The sequence below is a fragment of the Streptomyces sp. NBC_00659 genome, from assembly GCF_036226925.1.
Classification (GTDB): Bacteria; Actinomycetota; Actinomycetes; order Streptomycetales; family Streptomycetaceae; genus Streptomyces.
Window position 1 is genome coordinate 3,344,810 of the sequence record NZ_CP109031.1, and the last position, 18,899, is coordinate 3,363,708.

Sequence of the window (18,899 nt, forward strand, 5' to 3'; positions counted from 1 at the left end):
CGCCGCAGGCTGGGGGCCATGACGGCCTCCGTGACGCCCACCCACTGCCCGTACTGCGCCCTGCAGTGCGGGATGAACCTGACGCCCGCGCCGGGCGGCGGCGTCACGGTGACCGAGCGTGCGGACTTCCCGGTGAACCGGGGCGCGCTGTGCGGCAAGGGGCGCACGGCGCCGGCGCTGCTGTCGTCCCGGGTGCGGCTCACCTCGCCGCTCGTGCGCACCGGGGGCGTCCTCAGGCCCGCGGGCTGGGACGAGGCCCTGTCCCGGATCGCCGGGGGCCTGGCCCGCACGCGCGCGGACCACGGGCCGGACGCCTGCGGGGTGTTCGGCGGCGGCGGACTGACGAACGAGAAGGCCTACGCCCTCGGGAAGTTCGCCCGCGTCGTCCTCGGCACCTCGCAGATCGACTACAACGGCCGCTTCTGCATGTCGTCCGCGGCGGCGGCCGGCATCAGGGCCTTCGGTCTCGACCGGGGACTGCCCTTTCCGCTGGAGGACGTTCCGCGGACCGGATGTGTGATCCTCGTCGGCTCCAACCTCGCCGAGACGATGCCGCCCGCGCTGCGGTTCGTCACCGAGCTGAAGGAGAACGGCGGCACGCTGATCGTCATCGACCCGCGCCGCACCCGCACGGCCGAACAGGCGGACCTGCACCTGGCACCGCGCCCGGGAACGGATCTGGCGCTCGCGCTCGGGATGCTGCATCTGGTCGTCGCCGAGGGACGTACGGACGAGGAGTACATCCGGGACCGTACGAGCGGCTGGGAGGAGGCGCGGGCGGCCGCGATGGTGCACTGGCCGGAGTACGTGGAACGGATCACGGGGGTGTCCGTTCCCCAGCTCCGCCACGCCGTGCGGATGTTCTGCGAGCCCGAGAACGCGATGGTCCTGACCGCGCGCGGGCCCGAGCAGCACTCCAAGGGCACCGACACGGTGGGCGCCTGGATCAACCTGTGCCTGGCCACCGGGCGTTCGGGCCGGCCGCTGTCGGGATACGGCTGTCTCACCGGGCAGGGCAACGGGCAGGGCGGGCGCGAACACGGCCAGAAGGCCGACCAGTTGCCCGGCTACCGCAAGCTCACCGATCCGGCCGCGCGGCGGCATGTGGCCGAGGTGTGGGGCATCGACCCCGCCACGCTGCCCGGACCCGGGCGCAGCGCGTACGAGCTCCTCGACGCGATGGGGACGGACATCCGCTCCCTGCTGCTGATGGGGTCGAACCCGGTGGTGTCCGCGCCCCGCGCCGCGCACATCGAGGAACGCCTGAAGTCGCTGGACTTCCTCGCGGTCGCCGATGTCGTCCTCTCCGAGACCGCCGCCCTCGCGGACGTCGTCCTGCCGGTCGCCCAGTGGGCCGAGGAGACCGGCACGACGACGAACCTGGAGGGCCGTGTGCTGCTCCGCCGGCGCGCGCTCACCCCTCCCGAGGGGGTGCGCAGCGATCTCGAGGTGCTGCACGGACTCGCCGCGCTCCTCGGCGTGGAGAAGGGTTTTCCCGCCGACCCGGAGGAGGTCTTCGAGGAACTGCGCCGGGCGAGTGCGGGTGGTCCGGCGGACTATTCGGGGATCACCTACCGCCGGCTGGCCGAGGAGAACGGGGTGTTCTGGCCCTGCCCGGCCCCGGGGATTCCGGACGCGGGCACGGAAGCCCGGGGCACGGGCCCAGGGGCCCCGGACGCCTTCCGGAAGACCCCGGACGGGACTCCGGCGGTCGCGGACACCTCGGCGGCGGGCGGTTCCGGCTCCAGCCCCAGCCCCAGTTCCGACCCCAGCCCCGGCTCCAGCCTCAGTTCCGACCCCAGCCCCAGGCAGCATCCGGGCACGCCGCGCCTCTTCCTCGAACGGTTCGCCACCGAGGACGGCCGGGCGCGGTTCGTCCCCGTGTCGCACCGGCCCGCCGCCGAGGAGCCGGACGACGAGTACCCGGTGCTGCTGACCACCGGGCGGGTGGTGGCCCAGTACCAGTCGGGGGCGCAGACGCGGCGCGTGGACGAACTGAACGCCGCCGCGCCCGGCCCGTACGTGGAGATGCATCCGCGGCTGGCCGAACGGCTCGGCGCGGCGGACGGGGACGCCGTGACGGTGGTGTCGCGGCGCGGCCGGGCCGTCGCACCGGCCCGGCTCACCACGGCCATCCGCCCCGACACCGTGTTCATGCCCTTCCACTGGCCCGGAGAGGGCCGCGCCAACACCCTCACCAACCCGGCCCTGGATCCGGTCTCCCGGATGCCGGAGTTCAAGGCGTGCGCGGTACGGGTGGAGGCGGCGCGGAAGGACTGACGGGGTGGGCGCTGCGCCGCCCGGGCCCGTCAGCGGGCGCTCGGGCCTTCCGGCCCGGACTTCCCGGCGGTCCCGGGTGCTTCCGTCGAGCCCGAGCCGGGGTGCTTGCCCGGTTTGGGAGCCTGCGTCGAGCAGGAGCTGATTCCGATGCCCAGGGTGGCGCCGACGGCCGCCCCGCTGAGCGCGAGGAGACGTCGTCGGGTCAAGTCGCGGTCGGCCATGGCCGCACCCTAGGGGCGGGACGGGCCACGGCTCCGGGGGCGCACGGAACGGCCACCCGCACGGGCGCACCCGGGGAGCAGCGGGCACACCCCGTCCCCGCCCAGCCGCACAGGTGCGTCAGGCGCGGCGAGCACGCCCCGGACCCTCTCCCCCGCCCACGCGCGCCGGGGCACGGTCGGCGCATCCCGCCCGCTCCCCCGCCGCACAGGCGCGCTTCAGCCGGCCCCGCCCGCCGAACCGTCTCCCCCGTCCCCGTCCCCGCCCTCCTGCCCGTGGCAGTCCCCGTCCCCGTCCCTGCCTCCGCGCCAGTCCCCGTCCTCGATCAGCTTGCCGCCGGACCGCAGGCGGGCCGCCACCGCGGGCGCGGCGACGTACACCCAGGCCCGCACGACCGTGACGCCGTCCGCCCGCACAGCGTCACGTGCGACGCGTTCGTACAGACTGCGCGCGTCGCCCGGCACGTACTCCTCCAACTCATCCAGCTCAAACAGCAGTTGCTCGTAGGCTTCGGCCCGGGCGGTCACGATCTCGCCGCACACCGCGCCACCGGGTTCGTCGACGGCGTACGGGTATCCGGGCCCCGCGTACAGCGCGAGCCCGCGCATCCGTCCGGGCTCCTCGGAGCGGGTACGGCCGCGCAGGAACAGGTCGTGGTTGTGCTCGCCGGGCCGCAGGGTGCCGTAGACGAAGAAGGGCAACTCCGCTTCGCCGCGGGGGCCGACCGGGCTCAAGGGGCCGTCTCCTCCTCCAGCCAGCGCAGATAGTCCGGGCTTCCCGCCGCGACCGGGGTCGCGATGATCTCGGGTGTGTCGTAGTCGTGGGCGTCCAGGAGATACGCCTCCAGCGCCGGGTAGCGCGCCACGGTCGTCTTGAACTGGATCCGCCATTCGGAGGCCGTCTCCACGGCGCCCTCCCAGCGGTAGACGGAGGTGACCGGCCCCGAGATCTGGGCACAGGCCGCGACCCGCGCCGCCACCGCGCCCCGGGCCAGCGCCTCGGCCTTCTCCGCCGCGTCCGTCGTGGTCAGGACGGCCAGGCAGGCCGGCAGTTCCATGATCGCCTCCATTCGTGAGGGTACGGAAACGATTCTCGCCGCATCCCGCACGCACTCGGCAATCTCTATGGACATGACATGTCATGCACCTTTAAATCGGTTCGGACTTCCAGCGCCTCCCCCACAGGCCCCTCCCCCCACACGCCCTCCCCAAGGCACCTTTCCAAGGAGACCGATGAGTCGAATACGGCACATCCGAGGTTCCTCTCTCGCCACCGCAGGCGCCGCCGTGACCGCGGCCACCCTGCTGGCCGCCGCGCTCGCCCCGGCCGCGAACGCCGACAGCGGGCCGACCCGGGCGACCGCCGTCGAGAACGCGGCCTCGGTACTGGCGGCCCACGCCGCGAACCTGGGTCTCACCGCGGCTCAGCACACCACCGTCCGGGATGTCGTCGTCGACAAGGACGGCACCCAGCACGTGCGCTACGACCGGACCTATCGCGAACTGCCCGTACTGGGCGGCGACTTCGTGGTCCACCTGGCTCCGGACGGCTCGTACCGAGGCGCGAACCGCGCGACGAGCAAGGCCATTTCGCTGGCCGACGTCACTCCGGAACTCTCCGGCGCCAAGGCGGCCGGCCTGGCGGTGAACGCGCTGCGCGCCGCCAACCCCGGTGAGGCACTGAAGAAAGTGACGGCGAGACCGCGGCTGATCGTCGACGCCCTGCACGGAACTCCGAGGCTGACCTGGCGCACCGACGCGGTGGGCCAGGACCGGCTCGGCAACCCGGTCGCGCGCACGGTGCTGACCGACGCCCGCACCGGCGCGCGGATCGACGCGTGGGACAGCGTCGAGACGGCGACGGGCGACGGCAACTCGCTCTACGGCGGCACGGTTCCGCTGGAGACGACGCAGTCCGGATCGACGTACCAGCTGAAGGACCCGACGCGCGGGAACACGTACACGGGCGACGCGGCGAACAAGACGGACCTGTGCATCTTCGGGATCTGCATCAGCCGGGCGCCCGCGACGCTCTTCACCGACGCCGACAACCACTGGGGCACGGGCGCGACTTCGGACCGCTCATCCGCCGCGGTGGACGCACAGTACGGCACGAACGAGACCTGGGACTACTACAAGAACGTCCACGGGCGGAACGGCATCGCGGGCGACGGCAAGGGCTCGTACAACCGCGTGCACTACGGCAACAACTACAACAACGCCTTCTGGGACGACAGTTGCTTCTGCATGACGTACGGGGACGGGGACGGCTCGACGTTCGGGCCGCTCGTCGCGCTGGACGTCGCCGGGCACGAGATGTCGCACGGCGTCACCTCGAAGACGGCCGCGCTGACCTACTCGGGCGAGTCCGGCGGCCTGAACGAGGCGACGTCCGACATCTTCGGCACCATGGTGGAGTGGTACGCGAACAACCCCTCGGACGCCGGTGACTACCTGATCGGCGAGGAGATCGTCCGCTCCGGCTTCGGCAAGCCCGCCCTCCGCTTCATGGACAAGCCCTCCAAGGACGGCAACTCGGCCGACTGCTGGAGCAGTTCGGTCGGCAACCTGGACGTCCACTACTCCTCCGGCGTCGCCAACCACTTCGCCTACCTCCTCTCGGAGGGCAGCGGGGCGAAGACCGTCAACGGCGTCGGCTACGACTCCCCCACCTGCAACGGCTCCACGGTGTCCGGCATCGGGCACGACAAGGTGGGCAGGATCTGGTACCGCGCGCTGACGGTCTACATGACCTCGTCGACGAAGTACGCGGGCGCGCGCACCGCCACACTGAACGCGGCCAAGGACCTCTACGGAGCGGGCAGCGCCGAGTACGCGGCCGTGGCGGCGGCCTGGTCGGCGGTCTCCGTGAGCTGACCCGCGCCGGACGTCTTCCGGCCGCGAAGAGTCGCGAAGGGTCCGGAGCTTCCCCGGTCGCCGTGGGCAGGCGCCGTCAGGTTCGCCTGCCCACGGCTCCCGGGGAGCATGTCCGTCCCCTGCGGCCGATAGTCCTCCCGCACCGACCCGTGCGCACTCACTTCCCCTCCCGTCTTCGCGGTGACGGTGGAAACGTGTTCGAGCGGGCGTTTCGTCCGGCCCTCGGGAAGATCATCCCCCTCGACCGACAGGCGGGCCGACGAGCGGGCCGCCGGGCCGAGGGCAGCTGCGGGCCGCCGACCGGGGCCACCCGCAGGCCGGCCCGTGGGTGCCGCCGGCGGACGATCCCGGACTCCTGACGGACAGGCCCGTACTCCCGGCGGACGAACTCGGACTCCCCGGCGAACGAGCCCGCACCCTCGCCGAACAGCCCCGGCGGACAACGCCTGGGTCACCCATTCACACCCCCGCCCCGGCTCCTTCGGATTCCCGTGCGCGGCACAAGGGGTTCACACCGGTGACCTGCCGGAATGCCGGGGCTCCCGCCCCGCCCGGCGTCCCGCCTGACACCCGTTCACATCATTTCTGACGACCCATCAGAGAGCGGTCGCGGTCATGTGCCACTTACCTCGGAAGCGCAGGGGTGCGACCGACGCTGCGGCACTTGGGGGTGCCGCGGGCCGCGCCCCCTCGGAGGAGCTGGCACGATGCGACGTACCGCCCGTCTGCTGACCGGTACCGCGCTCGCCGTCGCCGTCGCGGGGCTGGCCGCCGCGCCCGTGTACGGCGGGGACACCGGAAGTCTGGAAGTGTTCCCCTCCAGCGTCGTCCCCGGCGAGGACGTCACCGTCAACACGGCCGCGTGCGGCTCGGACGGCACCGCGAGCGGGGACGCGGGCGCGGTGGGCGGCGGTTCCTTCACGCTCGCCGCCAGCGCGCACGAGCACGACGCGATCGGCCAGTTCCAGGTGCCGCCGAGCGCGCAGCCGGGAACGTACGAGATCGTCGCGACGTGCTCCCACGGCCGGCGCGTCACCGGCGACCTCCTGGTGACCCTCGCCGCCACGCGCGAGCAGGTCCAGCCGCGCGGGCATGTGGACACGGGTGTCGGCGGCGCGCTGGGCCCCGACCCCGTTCAGACCGCGGCGGGAGTGGCGGCACTGGCCGTCGCCGCCGCGGGCGGTACCTGGCTCCTGCATCGCCGGGCGAGAGGCGACGGGATCTGACGGACACCCTCCGCTGTCCGTCCGCCGGTACCGCCGTCCCTCCCCCTCCGTGGCCCGACGCCCCTCGCGGCCCGGAGGGGGAAGGGACCGGCATCGTCGAACACCCCACGGCCGTCGCGGGCGCCGGCCGGTCCCACCCCGGAAGAGAACCCGTGAGGAGGGTCGCGTGCGCCGGGTCAGCAATGCCGTCATAGCGTCGGTCACGGTCGTCGCCCTGTGCTCGGGTGCCTGGCTGCTGGGCAGCGGCGCCGAGGCGCACCCGCCTCCCCAGCCGTCCGCGGCGCAGTCGGCGACCGCCGGAGACAGTGCGCGGTCCACCGGCCCCGCGATGCCCCACTCCCCGCCGGACCGCATCCGCATCCCCGCGATCGGCGTGGACGCCCCCCTGATCGGCCTCGGCCTCACCCCGCAGGGCAGCCTGGACGTGCCGCCCGCGCGGAAGAAGAACCTGGCGGGCTGGTACGAGGCCGGGACCAGTCCCGGTGAACGCGGCACCGCGATCGTGGCCGGCCACGTCGACAACGCGGAAGGCCCCGCCGTCTTCTACGACCTGGGCTCGCTCCGCACGGGCAGCAAGGTCGAGGTGGACCGGCTCGACGGCAGAACGGCCGTCTTCACCGTCGACGCGGTCAAGGTGTACGACTCCCGCTCCTTCCCCGACGCGAAGGTGTACGGCGCCGCGCGCCGGCCCGAACTGCGGGTCATCACCTGCGGCGGCGGCTACTCGCCGACGACGGGCTACCAGGGGAACGTGGTCGTCTTCGCCCATCTCACCGGCAGCAGCCGGTAGCCCGGGACGAGCCGCGAAGCGTCGCCGGGTGTCGCGCAGGCCGTGGGCCGCAGGCCGCCGTCGGCAGTCCGGGCGAACCACGGACTACCGCCGTGGGCTCGGGCGGGCCGCTGACGACTGCCGAGGCCGGGTTCGGGCGGGCCGCTGACAGCCGCCGAGGTCCGGGTTCAGCCGGGCCGCGAACGGCTGCCGAGGTCCCGGGTTCAGGCGAGCCACTGCTGGTACGCCATGTTCGCCACCAGCGCGAACACCACCGTCAGCAGGACCGCCCGGACGAACCCGCTGCCCTGCTTGAGCGCGGTCCGCGCCCCCACCATGCCGCCCGCCAGATTGAACACGGCCATCAGCGCGGCCAGCTCCCAGAACACCGTGCCCTTCCAGGCGAAGGTCGCGAGGGCGCCGGCGTTGGTGCAGCAGTTGACGATCTTTGCGGTGGCGGAGGCCGTCACCAGGTCGAGGTGGAGCAGCGCGGTGAGGGCGAGGACGAGGAACGTGCCCGTGCCGGGGCCGATGAGCCCGTCGTAGAAGCCGATGCCGAGGCCCGCCAGGCCGATCGCGGCGAGGACGCGGCGCGCGCTGACCGGGGTGGTCGGCGGCGCCGTGCCGAAGGCGGGCCGCAGGATCACGAAGGTACCGACGGCGAGCAGGACGACCATGACGACCGGCTTGAGCACGTCGGTGCTCAGCCCGGCCGCGACGAACGCGCCCCCGGTCGAACCGGCGAGGGCCGCGAGGCCGATCCGTACGGCCAGCCGCACGTCCACGGGTGTCTTGCGCGCGTACGTCACCGCGGCGCCCGCGGTGCCGACGATCGCGACCGCCTTGTTCGTGCCGAGCGCGTACGCCGCCGAGGTACCGGTGGGCAGTCCGAGCAGCATGGCGGGCAGCAGGAGCAGCCCTCCGCCGCCGACCACCGCGTCGATCCAGCCGGCCGCCAGAGCGGCGGCGCAGAGCACAAGAAGCATGGTCAGCGATATGTCGGGCATGATCGCGACACTAAGGGACGGGTGGATGTGCGATGCACGGACCCCGTGAAGCTTGAGCGATTCCTGAGGTTCGCGCGGCGGATCCCGCGTCCGCCGGCCCACTCCCCCGACACCTCCCCTGCCTCGCTCCGTACCCTCCCCCGCGGCCTCACACCGCCGCCCCGCCCCGGCTGAGGGCAGCGTTCCTCCCGGGAAACAGAGGTGATGCCACCGGGTAACACCGGCACCGCACGGTGTGGTCATGACCTCGAATACGCGTGTGGTGGTGATCGGCGCCGGCCTCGCGGGCGTCCGGCTCGCCCGGCGGCTCGGTGAGCTCGGCAGGTCCGCGCTGGTCGTCGGCGAGGAGGAACACCGGCCCTACAACCGGGTGCTGCTCGCCGAGGTGCTGGCCGGACGCTACGCGCCGGAGGTGATCTCGCTCCCGGCCCCGCCGGAGCTGGTCCGCGCCCGGGTCACCGGCATCGACCGCCTCGCGCGGACCGTGCGCTGCGCGGACGGTACGGAGATCGCATACGACACGCTGGTCCTGGCCACCGGCTCCAACCCGGTGCTGCCGCCGCTGCGCGGCCTGTTCACGGACCTGTACCTCGCATCGACACACGGGGCAGGCGATCCGGCCCGCTTTTCCGGCCGGGGGTCCGGGGGTTGTCCCCCGGGACCGCACAGCACCCCCGACCACGTACTGCCCGAGGGCGTCCACGCGTTCCGCACCATGGACGACTGCCTGGGCCTGTCGAAGGCGCTGCGGCCGGGGGTACGGGCGGTCGTCGTCGGCGGCGGTCTGCTGGGCGTCTCCGCCGCCCGGGCGCTCGCCGTGCGCGGCGCCCAGGTGGTCCTCACCCAGCAGGCCGAGCGGCTCATGGAGCGCCAGCTCGACCCGAGCGCCTCGAAGCTGGTGCTGCGGCATCTGCTCGGCCTCGGCGTCGAGGTGCACACCGAGTGCCGGGTACGGGACGTGCGCTGCCTGGGCGGCGCGGTCCGCTCGGTGGAACTGGCCGACGGCTACACGCTCGACGCCGACCTGGTGGTGCTGGCCTGCGGGGTGCGTCCGCGCGCGGGCCTGGCCGAGAAGGCCGGTCTCGCCGTCCACAAGGGCGTCCTCGTCGACGACGAACTGCGCACCAGCGACCCGCACATACGCGCCCTCGGTGACTGCGCCCAGCACGACGGCACGGTCTACGGTCTCGCCGCCCCCGCCCTCGAACAGGCGGACCTGCTGGCCGAACTGCTCGCGGGGGACGCGAACGCCCGCTACTCCGGCACCCGTTCCCTGACCCGGCTCACCCTGACCGGACGGGACGCCCCCTCCGGACGCACCCCCTCCGGCCTCGCCCCCTTCGACCTGGCCGCGTTCGGCGAGACCGAACCACGCCCGGGCGACGACGTCGTCCAGCTCACGGACGCCACCCGCGGCACCTACCGCAAGGTCGTCGTCCGCGACGACCGCCTGGTCGGCGGGGTTCTCGTCGGCGAACTCGGCACCGTCGGCGCGCTCGCCCGCGCCTGGGAGGGAGCCGAGCCGCTCCCCGCGGACGGCGCCCCCCTGCTCCACCTGCTCACCAACGATGGAGGCTCCTGATGTCCACGACCGCTACCGACGGGGGCGGGCCCCGCCCCACGATCGTGCTCGTCGGCCACGGCATGGTCGGCCAGCGCTTCCTCGAAGCGCTCGCCGAACGCGGTCTGACCGCCACACACCGCGTGGTCGTGCTGTGCGAGGAGCCGCGCCCCGCCTACGACCGCGTCGCCCTCACCTCGTACTTCTCCGGGAAGACCCCCGAGGACCTCTCCATGACCGACATGGAGTTCATCCGCGGGCACGGCATCGAGCTGCACGTCGGCGACCCGGCCGAGTCGGTCGACCGGGCCGCGCGCACCGTGACGGCCAGGTCCGGTCTGACGGTCGGCTACGACACCCTCGTTCTGGCCACCGGCTCGTTCCCGTTCGTCCCGCCGGTCCCCGGCAAGGACGCCGAGGGCTGTTTCGTCTACCGCACGATCGACGACCTGCTCGCCATCGAGGAGTACGCGAGGTCGCGGGCGACGACCGGAGCCGTCGTCGGCGGCGGTCTGCTGGGCCTGGAGGCCGCGGGTGCGCTCAAGGGCCTCGGACTCACCAGCCACATCGTGGAGTTCGCGCCCCGTCTGATGCCGGTGCAGGTCGACGAGGGCGGCGGGGCCGCGCTCCTGCGCACGATCGAGGACATGGGCCTGTCCGTCCACACGGGCGTGGGCACACAGGCGATCGTGGTCGGCGAGGACGGCGCTGTCACCGGAATGAAGCTGTCCGACGGCTCCGAACTCGCCACCGACCTGGTGGTGTTCTCCGCCGGTGTCCGCCCCCGCGACCAACTGGCCCGCGACTGCGGTCTGACGGTCGGCGAGCGCGGCGGCATCACCGTCGACGAGCAGTGCCGTACGGTCACCGATCCTCAGGTGTTCGCGATCGGCGAGTGCGCGCTGGCGGCGGACGGCCGGGTGTACGGCCTGGTGGCGCCCGGCTACGAGCAGGCGGAGACGGCCGCGGCGACCATCGCCGAGGACGAGAGGGCGTTCACGGGCGCGGACCTGTCCACCAAGCTCAAGCTGCTCGGCGTCGACGTGGCGTCCTTCGGCGACGCCCACGGCACCACCGAGGACTGCCTGGACGTCGTCTACTCCGACTCCCGCGCGGGCCTGTACAAGAAGCTGGTCATCGGCCGGGACGGCACACTGCTCGGCGGCATCCTGATCGGCGACGCGGAGGCGTACGGAACGCTGCGCGCCTTCACCGGCTCGGTCCCGCCGGTCTCCCCGGAGTCCCTGGTCCTGCCGGCGGGGGCGGGCGCCCCCGTGCAGCTCGGCCCGTCCGCGCTGCCGGACGAGGCGGTCGTCTGCTCCTGCCACAACGTCACCAAGGGCACGATCCGCGGCGCGGTGACCGAGCACTCCTGCACCACCGTGCCCGAGGTCAAGAAGTGCACCAAGGCCGGTACGGGCTGCGGCAGTTGCGTCAAGGTGCTCGGCCAGCTGGTCACCGCCGAGCTGGAGGCGAGCGGCGTCGAGGTCGACAAGGGCCTGTGCGGCTGCTTCGGACAGACCCGCGAGGAGCTGTACGAGATCGTCCTGGCGCTCAGGATCGCCTCGTACCGGACGCTGCTGGACCGGTACGGCCGCGAGGACGCCCGGGGCGGTGACGGCTGCGAGGTCTGCAAGCCCGCCGTGGGTTCGATCATCGCCTCCCTCGCCCCCACGATCGGCGCCGACGGCTACGTCCTGGACGGCGAACAGGCCGCGCTCCAGGACACCAACGACCACTTCCTCGCCAACCTCCAGAAGAACGGCTCGTACTCGATCGTGCCGCGCATCCCCGGCGGCGAGATCACTCCCGAGAAGCTCATCGTGATCGGCGAGGTGGCACGGGACTTCGGGCTCTACACGAAGATCACCGGCGGTCAGCGCATCGACCTGTTCGGTGCGCGGGTGGAGCAACTCCCGCTGATCTGGGCACGGCTGGTGGACGCCGGCTTCGAGTCCGGGCACGCGTACGGCAAGTCGCTGCGGACGGTGAAGTCCTGCGTCGGACAGACCTGGTGCCGGTACGGCGTGCAGGACTCGGTGCGGATGGCGATCGACCTGGAGCTGCGCTACCGGGGTCTGCGGTCCCCGCACAAGCTCAAGTCGGCGGTCTCCGGGTGCGCCCGCGAGTGCGCCGAGGCCCAGTCCAAGGACTTCGGCATCATCGCCACCTCCAACGGCTGGAACCTCTACGTCGGCGGCAACGGCGGCGCGACCCCACGCCACGCCGACCTGCTGGCCCAGGACCTGTCGGACGCCGAACTGGTCCGTCTGATCGACCGCTTCCTGATGTTCTACATCCGCACCGCGGACCGCCTGGAGCGCACCTCGACCTGGCTGGAGCGGATTCCCGGCGGCCTCGACCACGTCCGCGAGGTGGTCGTGGAGGACTCGCTCGGCATCTGCGAGGAGCTGGAGTCGCTGATGACCGCGCATGTCGCGAACTACCGGGACGAGTGGGCCGAGACCATCAACGACCCGGAGAAGCTGGGCCGGTTCGTGTCGTTCGTGAACGCCCCCGACACCCCGGACCCGGTCGTCGGCTTCGTTCCCGAGCGCGACCAGATCAAGCCCGACCTGCCGCTGCTGACCATCGGACACCGACCCCTGGAAGCCCTGGAAGGAAGTGCCCAGCGATGACCCTGGCACCCGAGACGACCCGGCCGACGACGGCCCTCACGCTCCAGCTCCTGCTGGAGGGCGGCTGGTTCACGGTCTGCGAGCTGTCCCTGCTGACCCCGGGGCGGGGCGTCGCCGCCCTCCTCCCGGACGGCCGCCAGGTCGCCCTGTTCACCGACCGCGCGGGACGGACGTACGCGATCGACAACCGTGATCCGTTCAGCGGGGCGGCGGTGCTCTCCCGCGGGCTGACCGGAACCCACCGGGGCCGCCCGTTCGTCGCCTCGCCGCTGCTCAAGCAGCGCTTCGACCTGGAGTCCGGGCGGTGCCTGGACGACGAGGAGGTACGGGTGGAGACGTACGAGGTGCGGGCCGCCTGAGCCGGGCCGGGCCAGGCCTGTCCGGGCCGGACAGCCTGACCCGGGCCGGGCCGGGTCTCCCGGGGTGCAGCCGCGCTGTCAGCCCTTGAGTCCCTCGTACGTGACGCCCGTCAGCCGCTCCGAGGCGGCCCAGAGCAGCTCCGCCCTGGTGTCGTCGCGGGTCCGGCCGGCCCGCCAGGACGTCGCGGGCGAGCCGCGCCACATCGCGAACGACGGTCCGACGAAGGTGTCGGGCCGCACACCGGGGGCGGTGGCCGCGTACAGCGACGGCAGGGCGCCGGACTCGGCGCTCTGTGCGAAGACACGGTTGCCGATCTCCATCAGCCGCTCGGCGCGCTTGCGTCCCTCCAGCCGGGGCCCGGCGGTCTGCAGGTTGGTGGAGGCGTACCCGGGGTGCGCCGCGGCCGCGACGACATCGGACCCGACGACGGACAGCCGCCGCGCGAGCTCGTGCGTGAAGAGGAGATTGGCGCTCTTGGACCGGCCGTAGGCGATCCACTTGCGATACGGCCCCTTCTCGCTGTCGAGGTCGTCGAGGTCGATGTCCGAGAGCGCGTGGACCATGCTCGACACGGTGACGATCCGCGCGCCGGGGGTCTTCACGATCATGGGGAACAGCAGCCCGGTGAGCGCGAAGTGCCCGAGGTGGTTCACACCGAACTGCGTCTCGAATCCGTCGGCCGTCGTTCCGTACGGCAGCGCCATCACGCCCGCGTTGTTCACGAGCAGGTCGAGGCGGTCGTAGGAGAAGGAGTCCGCGAACTCCCTTACGGACGCGAGGTCCCCGAGGTCGAGACGGCCGAACTCCACCTCGGCGCCGGGAACTTCGGCGGCGATCCGCTCGGCCGCTTCCCTGCCGCGGGTCTCGCTGCGGCAGGCGAGCACCACCCGGGCCCCGCCGCGCGCCAGCTCGCGCGCGGTGACGAGCCCCAGCCCGCTGTTGGCCCCGGTGACGACGGCGACCCGCCCCCGCTGCCCGGGCATGTCCTTCGCACCCCAACCACCCATGCGCCACTCCTCCCACTGTCTCACCGTCGGCCCCACCCTACGGACGCCGCTCCGCCCGGCGCACACCCCTCCGGATCCCGTACCGCGCGCCTGCCCCGATCACCTGCCAAGTCCCGCACTCCGTGAGGACGACACCGAGCGCGGCGCCCGCGTTGCGGGGGGCACCGACCAGGTGAAGAGTGGAATGTGGGCCCGGTCCGCAACGGATGAAGCAAGCACCCCGCGAAGCGCATCTGGAACCCCCATGGCCAGAACCTTCAGGCGACGCGCCGTCCACAGCGTCAACGCATCCCTCTTGGCGACGACGCTCGCATTTCCAGCCGGTCTGACAAGTGCGACAGCAGCGCTCCAGGCCCCCAGCGCGAGCAGGACGTCGGCAGTCGGGACAACACCGCCTCCTGAACCGGGGGACAGTCCGCCTCCCTCGTCGACGCCGAGTGGCACGCCGACGCCCAGCGGCACCACCTCCACACCGAGTGGGACGCCGACACCCAGCGGCACCACCTCCGCACCGACCGGCGCGTCGTCGGATCAGGAACACACACCGGACTCTGACCGGTCGTCACAGCCGCCGGGTTCCGGTGACACGGAGCAAGGGGATACCGACCCCCTCACGGAACAAAAGAAACAAATCGATGAAACCACGACGCGCCTGAACGAGACGAAGGGAATCGTTCCCGAGGAACTCACGCCGACTGTCGACGAATTGACCACCACGCTCGAAGCGGTCAAGGACCCCGAGACGTCGCTGCGGGACCGGCAAGGGGTCATCGAGAGCGTCGGACATCTGACCATCGCGCTGACGGCCACCGGTGACGACAGCACACCTCCGCAGCTCCGGAAACAGCTGACCGCGCTCGTGAAGCAGGTGTCCTCCGCCCTAAAGGTGGGGTACGACGCGCAGGTGCCGTCCGAGACGCGGTCCTCCGTTCTCCTGGTCATGATGCGCACGACGTCCGCGCTGGACATGATCTGCGACTCCCGGACACCCGCGGAGCTGCGAGGACAGCTGCTGGCGATTACGGGAGGGTTGAGCAGCGCGGTGACGGGGGGCCGTCAGACGGCCTCGCTCCGGGGGTTCGAGGAACAGATGGGCGTCGCGCAGGCGGACGCCACCGCCACCCCGGAAACGTCCCCGGCGAGCGCAGCCGCGGCGATGCCTCCGAAGCACCGGAACGAGCTCGTTCGGGCCGTGTACGAGCAGAACGAGAAGCTGCAGGTGTTCAACAATCCCGAGTCGTCGTCCAAGGACCGGGCCGAAGCCGAGAAGGACATGCGGGATCGGTCCGCTCGCATCAGCGACCAGCAGGAGGAGGCGGCCTCGGCCCAGGGACGGCCGAAGGACCCTCTCGGCAAGGCGGCCGAGACCTGCAGCACCGCCATATTCCAATCGTCGGCCGGGGACGAACTCCCCGAGGAGCTGAAGGACCTGGTTCCCGGCAGTTGGCGTCCGGAAGGAGTCAAGGACTTCTGGAAGAGCAAGGAAAAGAGCAACGTCCTGCTCGACGTCCTCGCCGAGTTGGAGAACAACGAGAACGTCCGCGCACCGATCAAGATCGCACCGCTCATCATGGAGCTCGCCAAGGTCGTTCCGAGGGACGATCTGTGGTCCACCATCGGCCAGCGGGCTTCTTACTGCCGGTCGACCGCCGCCTACCTCGACGAGGACTACGGGGTCGCCGTCGGCACCTGGCTCGAATAACCCGGTGGTAGCAGAACAGGGGGCGGAGCCAGCAGCTCGGCGAGGGAGACCTCGTAACTCATATGCGCCTCCGCAACCCCGTATCTTCCCAGCTCTCTCCTCTCCTTCCGGCCCAGACCCGTCTCCCCTTTGAAATCGAACGGAGAAATGAACGACTCAGGGTCGCGTTTCGGGGACCAGATCGCCGTCACGTAGCGCGGCTTGCGCGTCAGATTCACAAGGTTGTCGTTGTGCCGCACTCTCCCGTGGTAAATGATCTGCTGGAAACACCCCAATTCCGGGGCGCAGTAGTATCGCCCGGCATCCGGATCCCATGAATAATGAGGAGTTTTGAATTCCTCCACTCCGAGCTTCCCTCGATCCTTCCTCATGTACGAGATCGTGAGGTCGACGCTCAGGATGTCGTACTTGGCGTCCTTGGGAAGCTGGACCACATGCTTGCGCGTGTATTCCTCCCCGATTTCGAGCCGGTTGCCGGGACCGTAGAAATGCCCGCTGCTGATCGCGCTGTACACGAGGTGGTCGACATAGCGCTCCGCTTCCCCCGAGTCCTCGCCCCGCCGGCCCGCACTTTCCCGCCACTCCCGCATCAGGTCCCTGTCGGCAGGGTTTTTGGAGTACACACCCCCTCTGCCGGAGACTCTGTAGGTGTCGTTGAGGATGTACACCGGAATCCCTCCGGTGTTCTTCATGTACAGCGTCAGCGGGACCTGGAGAAACCCGAGCGAACGATCCACCCGCGACCTCCCGAATTCCGCCTTCAGAGTGAGGTGCATCGGGGCCGCCGCAGGCTGGTACATGGTCGAATACGCCAGGCTGACGCCTGTCAGGAGCGCGGTGGCGACCACTCCGGCCGCGAACCTCTTGGGCTGTGGGATTTCCTTCCACGACCTGTTCCGCACAAGAAGACACAGGGCCCACAGAGACCAACACCAAAGCGGCATGAACACCAGCACATAGGGCGTGAACTCCATCTCTTCGAGCCACATGAACAGCAGCAGGCTGTCGGTGGCCAGCGCGATGAGCACGCCGAGCAGGACGATCGCCCCGGAGGCACGGAACTGTCGTTTTCCCCCGTAGTCGAGTGCCGCGACGGCCGCCACGCCCTGCACCGCACCCGACAGGACGAACACGATCCCATTGAGCCGTTGCGCGAAGGTCAGGGCCCCGAAGGCGTCGGGCCCCCCGACGACCGCGCTGAGGGCCATGGACGCGAGCAGCCCGGCCACCATGAGCACGGTGACCGCGTGCCGTCTCCCCGCGCGGTCGGGCCACGTCCCGCTGTCGCCTCCGCGCCAGCAGACGGTAGCCGGATCCTCCAGATCCAGGTCCTCCGGATGACCGAGGCGCCCGAGGATCCTCCGCAGTCCGGCTGCCGACCAGGCATGGCCCACCGTCTCTCCGCCCACGACGACCCGCCGCAGCCCACGGCTGTCCGGCGGCTCGACAACGACCCAGGGACGGATGCTCATCATGGGCCCAGACTGGAACCCGCGATGGCCCGGTGCACGCGGAGCTACCCCGTTCGGCTCCCCGGAGCGCCCGGGGTGCGGCACGCGCGTCCGCCCGCTGTCAGCCGACGCACACGTTCTTGTCGGCATGCGACTGCGGGATGCCGGCCGGGGGCTTGGCCGCGCCGGTGAGAGGCACTCCGGGGCCTTGGAAGTCGCGTCCGAGGACAAGTGTCATGTCGGTGCCGGGTCCTGAGCCGTCCTTGCCGGGGTGGAGCGCCGAGGCGGGCAGGCCCACCATCGCGGCGAGGGCCCGGGCCTGGTCGGCCTGGTCGGGCCCGTAGGCCAGGGTCGTACGGTCCTGCCGCGCCCCGGGGGCGTTGCCGCCGTTGGTGGAGTGGGCGACGCCCTTGGTGTTCTGCAGCCACTGCAGGGTGGTCTGCGCCGCGCCCTGGGGGCCACCCCCGTTGTAGACGAGGACCCGCACCCGCGACGGGTCCGCCTTGGAGCCCTGGAGCTTGGCGTCCGAGGCCTTGGGCTTCTTCGTGACCTCGGTCAGCGAGACGTCGTTCTTGATCGCCGCGAGGAGCTCGGGCGCCCTGGTCCCGTCGGCCACCACGGTCCTGTGATTCTTCCCCTCGGCCGGATTGTCGACGACCGGGAACGTCGTGAAGGTGATGTGCTCGGAATCGACCCGGTTGAGATCCTTGGCGAGGTCGGTGAGCTTGCCGACGCCGCCGATCCCGGTGTCCACCGTGAGCGACTTGGTGGCCGCGTTCGCCAGTTTGAAGAGCTTCCCGGGATCGGTGAGGGTGTTGCGGGACTTCATCTGACGGATCATCGAACCCAGGAACTGCTTCTGCAGGTCGATGCGGTCCAGGTCGCTGCCGTTCTTCAGCGAGTGACGGGTCCTGACGAACTGCAGAGCCTGTTCGCCCTGGACCGTGTGCGGGCCGGCGGCCAGGCGCAGATGGGAGCCCTGGCCCTGGCGGTCCGTGTCGTCGATGGCGTGGGTGAGGCAGATCGGGACGCCTCCGACAGCCGTGGAGAGGGTCTTCACGGCCTCGAAGTCGACCAGGATGAAGTGGTCGACCGGCAGGCCGGTGAGCTGGCTGACGGTCCGCATGGTGCAGCCCGGGTCGCGGCCCGCCTGACCGAGACTCTCGTTGAAGCGCGGGCCGAACGGCGCTTCGGGCGTCCCCTTGATCGTCTTGGTGGAGCCGTCCTTCTGCTTGGTCGGGCAGTCCGGGATGCCGGTGACCATGTCGCGCGGAATGCTCATCGCCGTCGCGTTCGACCGGTCCTTCGCCACATGGAAGAGGATCGTGGTGTCGGCGTGGCCCGGGCTCCCGGCGTCTCCGTACTTCCCGCCCAGGCCTATTCGGCTGTCGGTGCCGATGACCAGGATGTTCACCGCGTCGTCGCTGGTCGCGTTCTTGCTTCCCGCCGTGCCGACGTCCACCGTGCTGATGTTGTCGTTGAAGTGCCGGTACAGCATGTAGGCCCCGGCACTGCCCGCCAGCAGTACGAAGCCCAGCGTCCCCGCGGTCCACGTCAGGACCTTCCGCTTCGTGGACCGCTTGGCTTTCCGGGATCTCACCGAGCCGCGGCGAGTGCCCTCGCCCGGCTCCGGGACGGGCCGCCGTTCCCCCTCGCGGCGCGCGCGCCTCCTTCGCTGCCCCGGCACCGTGGCGGCCGGAGCGCCATCGGCTCCTGTCTCCAGCCGGTACTCACCGGTCTCGGGGTCGAGGACCCACTGGTCCGCGGGGTCGATGTTGCTGCCGCCTTGCGTGTCCACGGTC

15 protein-coding genes are annotated in these 18,899 nt (G+C 71.4%); 8 read left to right on the top strand and 7 right to left on the bottom strand.

From position 1 onward, the window contains the following. Positions 1 to 18 precede the first annotated feature (18 nt). On the top strand, positions 19 to 2,280 hold the full coding sequence (locus OG410_RS14480) for a molybdopterin oxidoreductase family protein (protein ID WP_329299518.1): 2,262 nt from the start codon (positions 19 to 21) through the stop codon (positions 2,278 to 2,280). Positions 2,281 to 2,309: 29 nt separating this feature from the next. Here OG410_RS14480 and OG410_RS14485 read toward each other — a convergent pair whose 3' ends face one another. The 3 genes from OG410_RS14485 to cutA all read right to left on the bottom strand — a co-directional run bounded on the left by OG410_RS14485 (position 2,310) and on the right by cutA (position 3,556). After that, the gene (locus OG410_RS14485) at positions 2,310 to 2,501 is read right to left on the bottom strand and encodes a twin-arginine translocation signal domain-containing protein (RefSeq protein ID WP_329299519.1); all 192 of its coding nucleotides are present in this window, start codon (positions 2,499 to 2,501) and stop codon (positions 2,310 to 2,312) included. Between the two features lie 216 nt (positions 2,502 to 2,717). Continuing rightward, complete coding sequence (locus OG410_RS14490) at positions 2,718 to 3,200, bottom strand: gamma-glutamylcyclotransferase family protein (protein ID WP_329304124.1); 483 nt, start codon at positions 3,198 to 3,200, stop codon at positions 2,718 to 2,720. A gap of 29 nt (positions 3,201 to 3,229) precedes the next feature. Further along, positions 3,230 to 3,556 carry a divalent-cation tolerance protein CutA gene (gene cutA, locus OG410_RS14495; RefSeq protein ID WP_329299520.1) on the bottom strand — a complete coding sequence of 109 codons (327 nt, stop codon included), beginning with the start codon at positions 3,554 to 3,556 and terminating at the stop codon, positions 3,230 to 3,232. Between the two features lie 175 nt (positions 3,557 to 3,731). Here cutA and OG410_RS14500 point away from each other — a divergent pair, with 175 nt between their 5' ends. The 3 genes from OG410_RS14500 (at position 3,732) to OG410_RS14510 (ending at position 7,391) form a co-directional block, all read left to right on the top strand. Continuing rightward, a complete protein-coding gene (locus OG410_RS14500; protein WP_329299521.1) occupies positions 3,732 to 5,375 on the top strand; it encodes a M4 family metallopeptidase in 1,644 nt (547 codons plus the stop codon). Between the two features lie 707 nt (positions 5,376 to 6,082). Beyond that, entirely contained in the window at positions 6,083 to 6,601 is a 519-nt protein-coding gene (locus OG410_RS14505; RefSeq protein ID WP_326787963.1) for a hypothetical protein, read from the top strand. A 166-nt stretch (positions 6,602 to 6,767) separates the two neighbouring features. Continuing rightward, complete coding sequence (locus tag OG410_RS14510; RefSeq protein ID WP_329299522.1) at positions 6,768 to 7,391, top strand: class F sortase; 624 nt, start codon at positions 6,768 to 6,770, stop codon at positions 7,389 to 7,391. 203 nt (positions 7,392 to 7,594) lie between these two features. On the opposite strand, the gene OG410_RS14515 is transcribed toward OG410_RS14510, so the two are convergent. Further along, a complete protein-coding gene (locus OG410_RS14515; RefSeq protein ID WP_329299523.1) occupies positions 7,595 to 8,377 on the bottom strand; it encodes a sulfite exporter TauE/SafE family protein in 783 nt (260 codons plus the stop codon). A gap of 241 nt (positions 8,378 to 8,618) precedes the next feature. Between OG410_RS14515 and OG410_RS14520 the strand changes: the two genes are divergently transcribed. The 3 genes from OG410_RS14520 to nirD are packed head-to-tail and all read left to right on the top strand — an operon-like array spanning position 8,619 to position 12,936. Then, a complete protein-coding gene (locus tag OG410_RS14520; protein ID WP_329299524.1) occupies positions 8,619 to 9,959 on the top strand; it encodes an NAD(P)/FAD-dependent oxidoreductase in 1,341 nt (446 codons plus the stop codon). Beyond that, positions 9,959 to 12,577 carry a nitrite reductase large subunit NirB gene (gene nirB / locus OG410_RS14525; protein WP_329299525.1) on the top strand — a complete coding sequence of 873 codons (2,619 nt, stop codon included), beginning with the start codon at positions 9,959 to 9,961 and terminating at the stop codon, positions 12,575 to 12,577. Before OG410_RS14520 ends, nirB begins: the two co-directional genes overlap by 1 nt. Continuing rightward, positions 12,574 to 12,936: a nitrite reductase small subunit NirD gene (gene nirD, locus OG410_RS14530; RefSeq protein ID WP_329299526.1), complete on the top strand. Its 363-nt coding sequence runs from the start codon at positions 12,574 to 12,576 to the stop codon at positions 12,934 to 12,936. Before nirB ends, nirD begins: the two co-directional genes overlap by 4 nt. 78 nt (positions 12,937 to 13,014) lie before the next feature. Here the strand turns inward: nirD and OG410_RS14535 are convergent, their stop codons facing one another. Continuing rightward, positions 13,015 to 13,944 (bottom strand): oxidoreductase, encoded by a 930-nt coding sequence (locus OG410_RS14535; RefSeq protein WP_329299527.1) that lies wholly within the window; start codon positions 13,942 to 13,944, stop codon positions 13,015 to 13,017. Between the two features lie 706 nt (positions 13,945 to 14,650). Here OG410_RS14535 and OG410_RS14540 point away from each other — a divergent pair. Beyond that, a complete protein-coding gene (locus tag OG410_RS14540) occupies positions 14,651 to 15,646 on the top strand; it encodes a hypothetical protein (RefSeq protein ID WP_329299528.1) in 996 nt (331 codons plus the stop codon). On the opposite strand, the gene OG410_RS14545 is transcribed toward OG410_RS14540, so the two are convergent. Next, the gene (locus tag OG410_RS14545) at positions 15,613 to 17,121 is read right to left on the bottom strand and encodes a hypothetical protein (RefSeq protein ID WP_329299529.1); all 1,509 of its coding nucleotides are present in this window, start codon (positions 17,119 to 17,121) and stop codon (positions 15,613 to 15,615) included. The genes OG410_RS14540 and OG410_RS14545 overlap by 34 nt on opposite strands. Before the next feature lie 97 nt (positions 17,122 to 17,218). Then, entirely contained in the window at positions 17,219 to 18,895 is a 1,677-nt protein-coding gene (locus OG410_RS14550) for an LCP family protein (protein ID WP_329299530.1), read from the bottom strand. Positions 18,896 to 18,899 lie beyond the last annotated feature (4 nt).

Excerpts from the sequence above, each read along its gene's own strand:
- OG410_RS14480 (WP_329299518.1), top strand. The coding sequence starts at position 19 with ATGACGGCCTCCGTGACGCCCACCCACTGCCCGTACTGCGCCCTGCAG.
- OG410_RS14485 (WP_329299519.1), bottom strand. The coding sequence starts at position 2,501 with ATGGCCGACCGCGACTTGACCCGACGACGTCTCCTCGCGCTCAGCGGG.
- cutA (WP_329299520.1), bottom strand. The coding sequence starts at position 3,556 with ATGGAACTGCCGGCCTGCCTGGCCGTCCTGACCACGACGGACGCGGCG.
- OG410_RS14500 (WP_329299521.1), top strand. The coding sequence starts at position 3,732 with ATGAGTCGAATACGGCACATCCGAGGTTCCTCTCTCGCCACCGCAGGC.
- OG410_RS14505 (WP_326787963.1), top strand. The coding sequence starts at position 6,083 with ATGCGACGTACCGCCCGTCTGCTGACCGGTACCGCGCTCGCCGTCGCC.
- OG410_RS14515 (WP_329299523.1), bottom strand. The coding sequence starts at position 8,377 with ATGCCCGACATATCGCTGACCATGCTTCTTGTGCTCTGCGCCGCCGCT.
- OG410_RS14520 (WP_329299524.1), top strand. The coding sequence starts at position 8,619 with ATGACCTCGAATACGCGTGTGGTGGTGATCGGCGCCGGCCTCGCGGGC.
- nirB (WP_329299525.1), top strand. The coding sequence starts at position 9,959 with ATGTCCACGACCGCTACCGACGGGGGCGGGCCCCGCCCCACGATCGTG.
- nirD (WP_329299526.1), top strand. The coding sequence starts at position 12,574 with ATGACCCTGGCACCCGAGACGACCCGGCCGACGACGGCCCTCACGCTC.
- OG410_RS14535 (WP_329299527.1), bottom strand. The coding sequence starts at position 13,944 with ATGGGTGGTTGGGGTGCGAAGGACATGCCCGGGCAGCGGGGGCGGGTC.
- OG410_RS14545 (WP_329299529.1), bottom strand. The coding sequence starts at position 17,121 with ATGATGAGCATCCGTCCCTGGGTCGTTGTCGAGCCGCCGGACAGCCGT.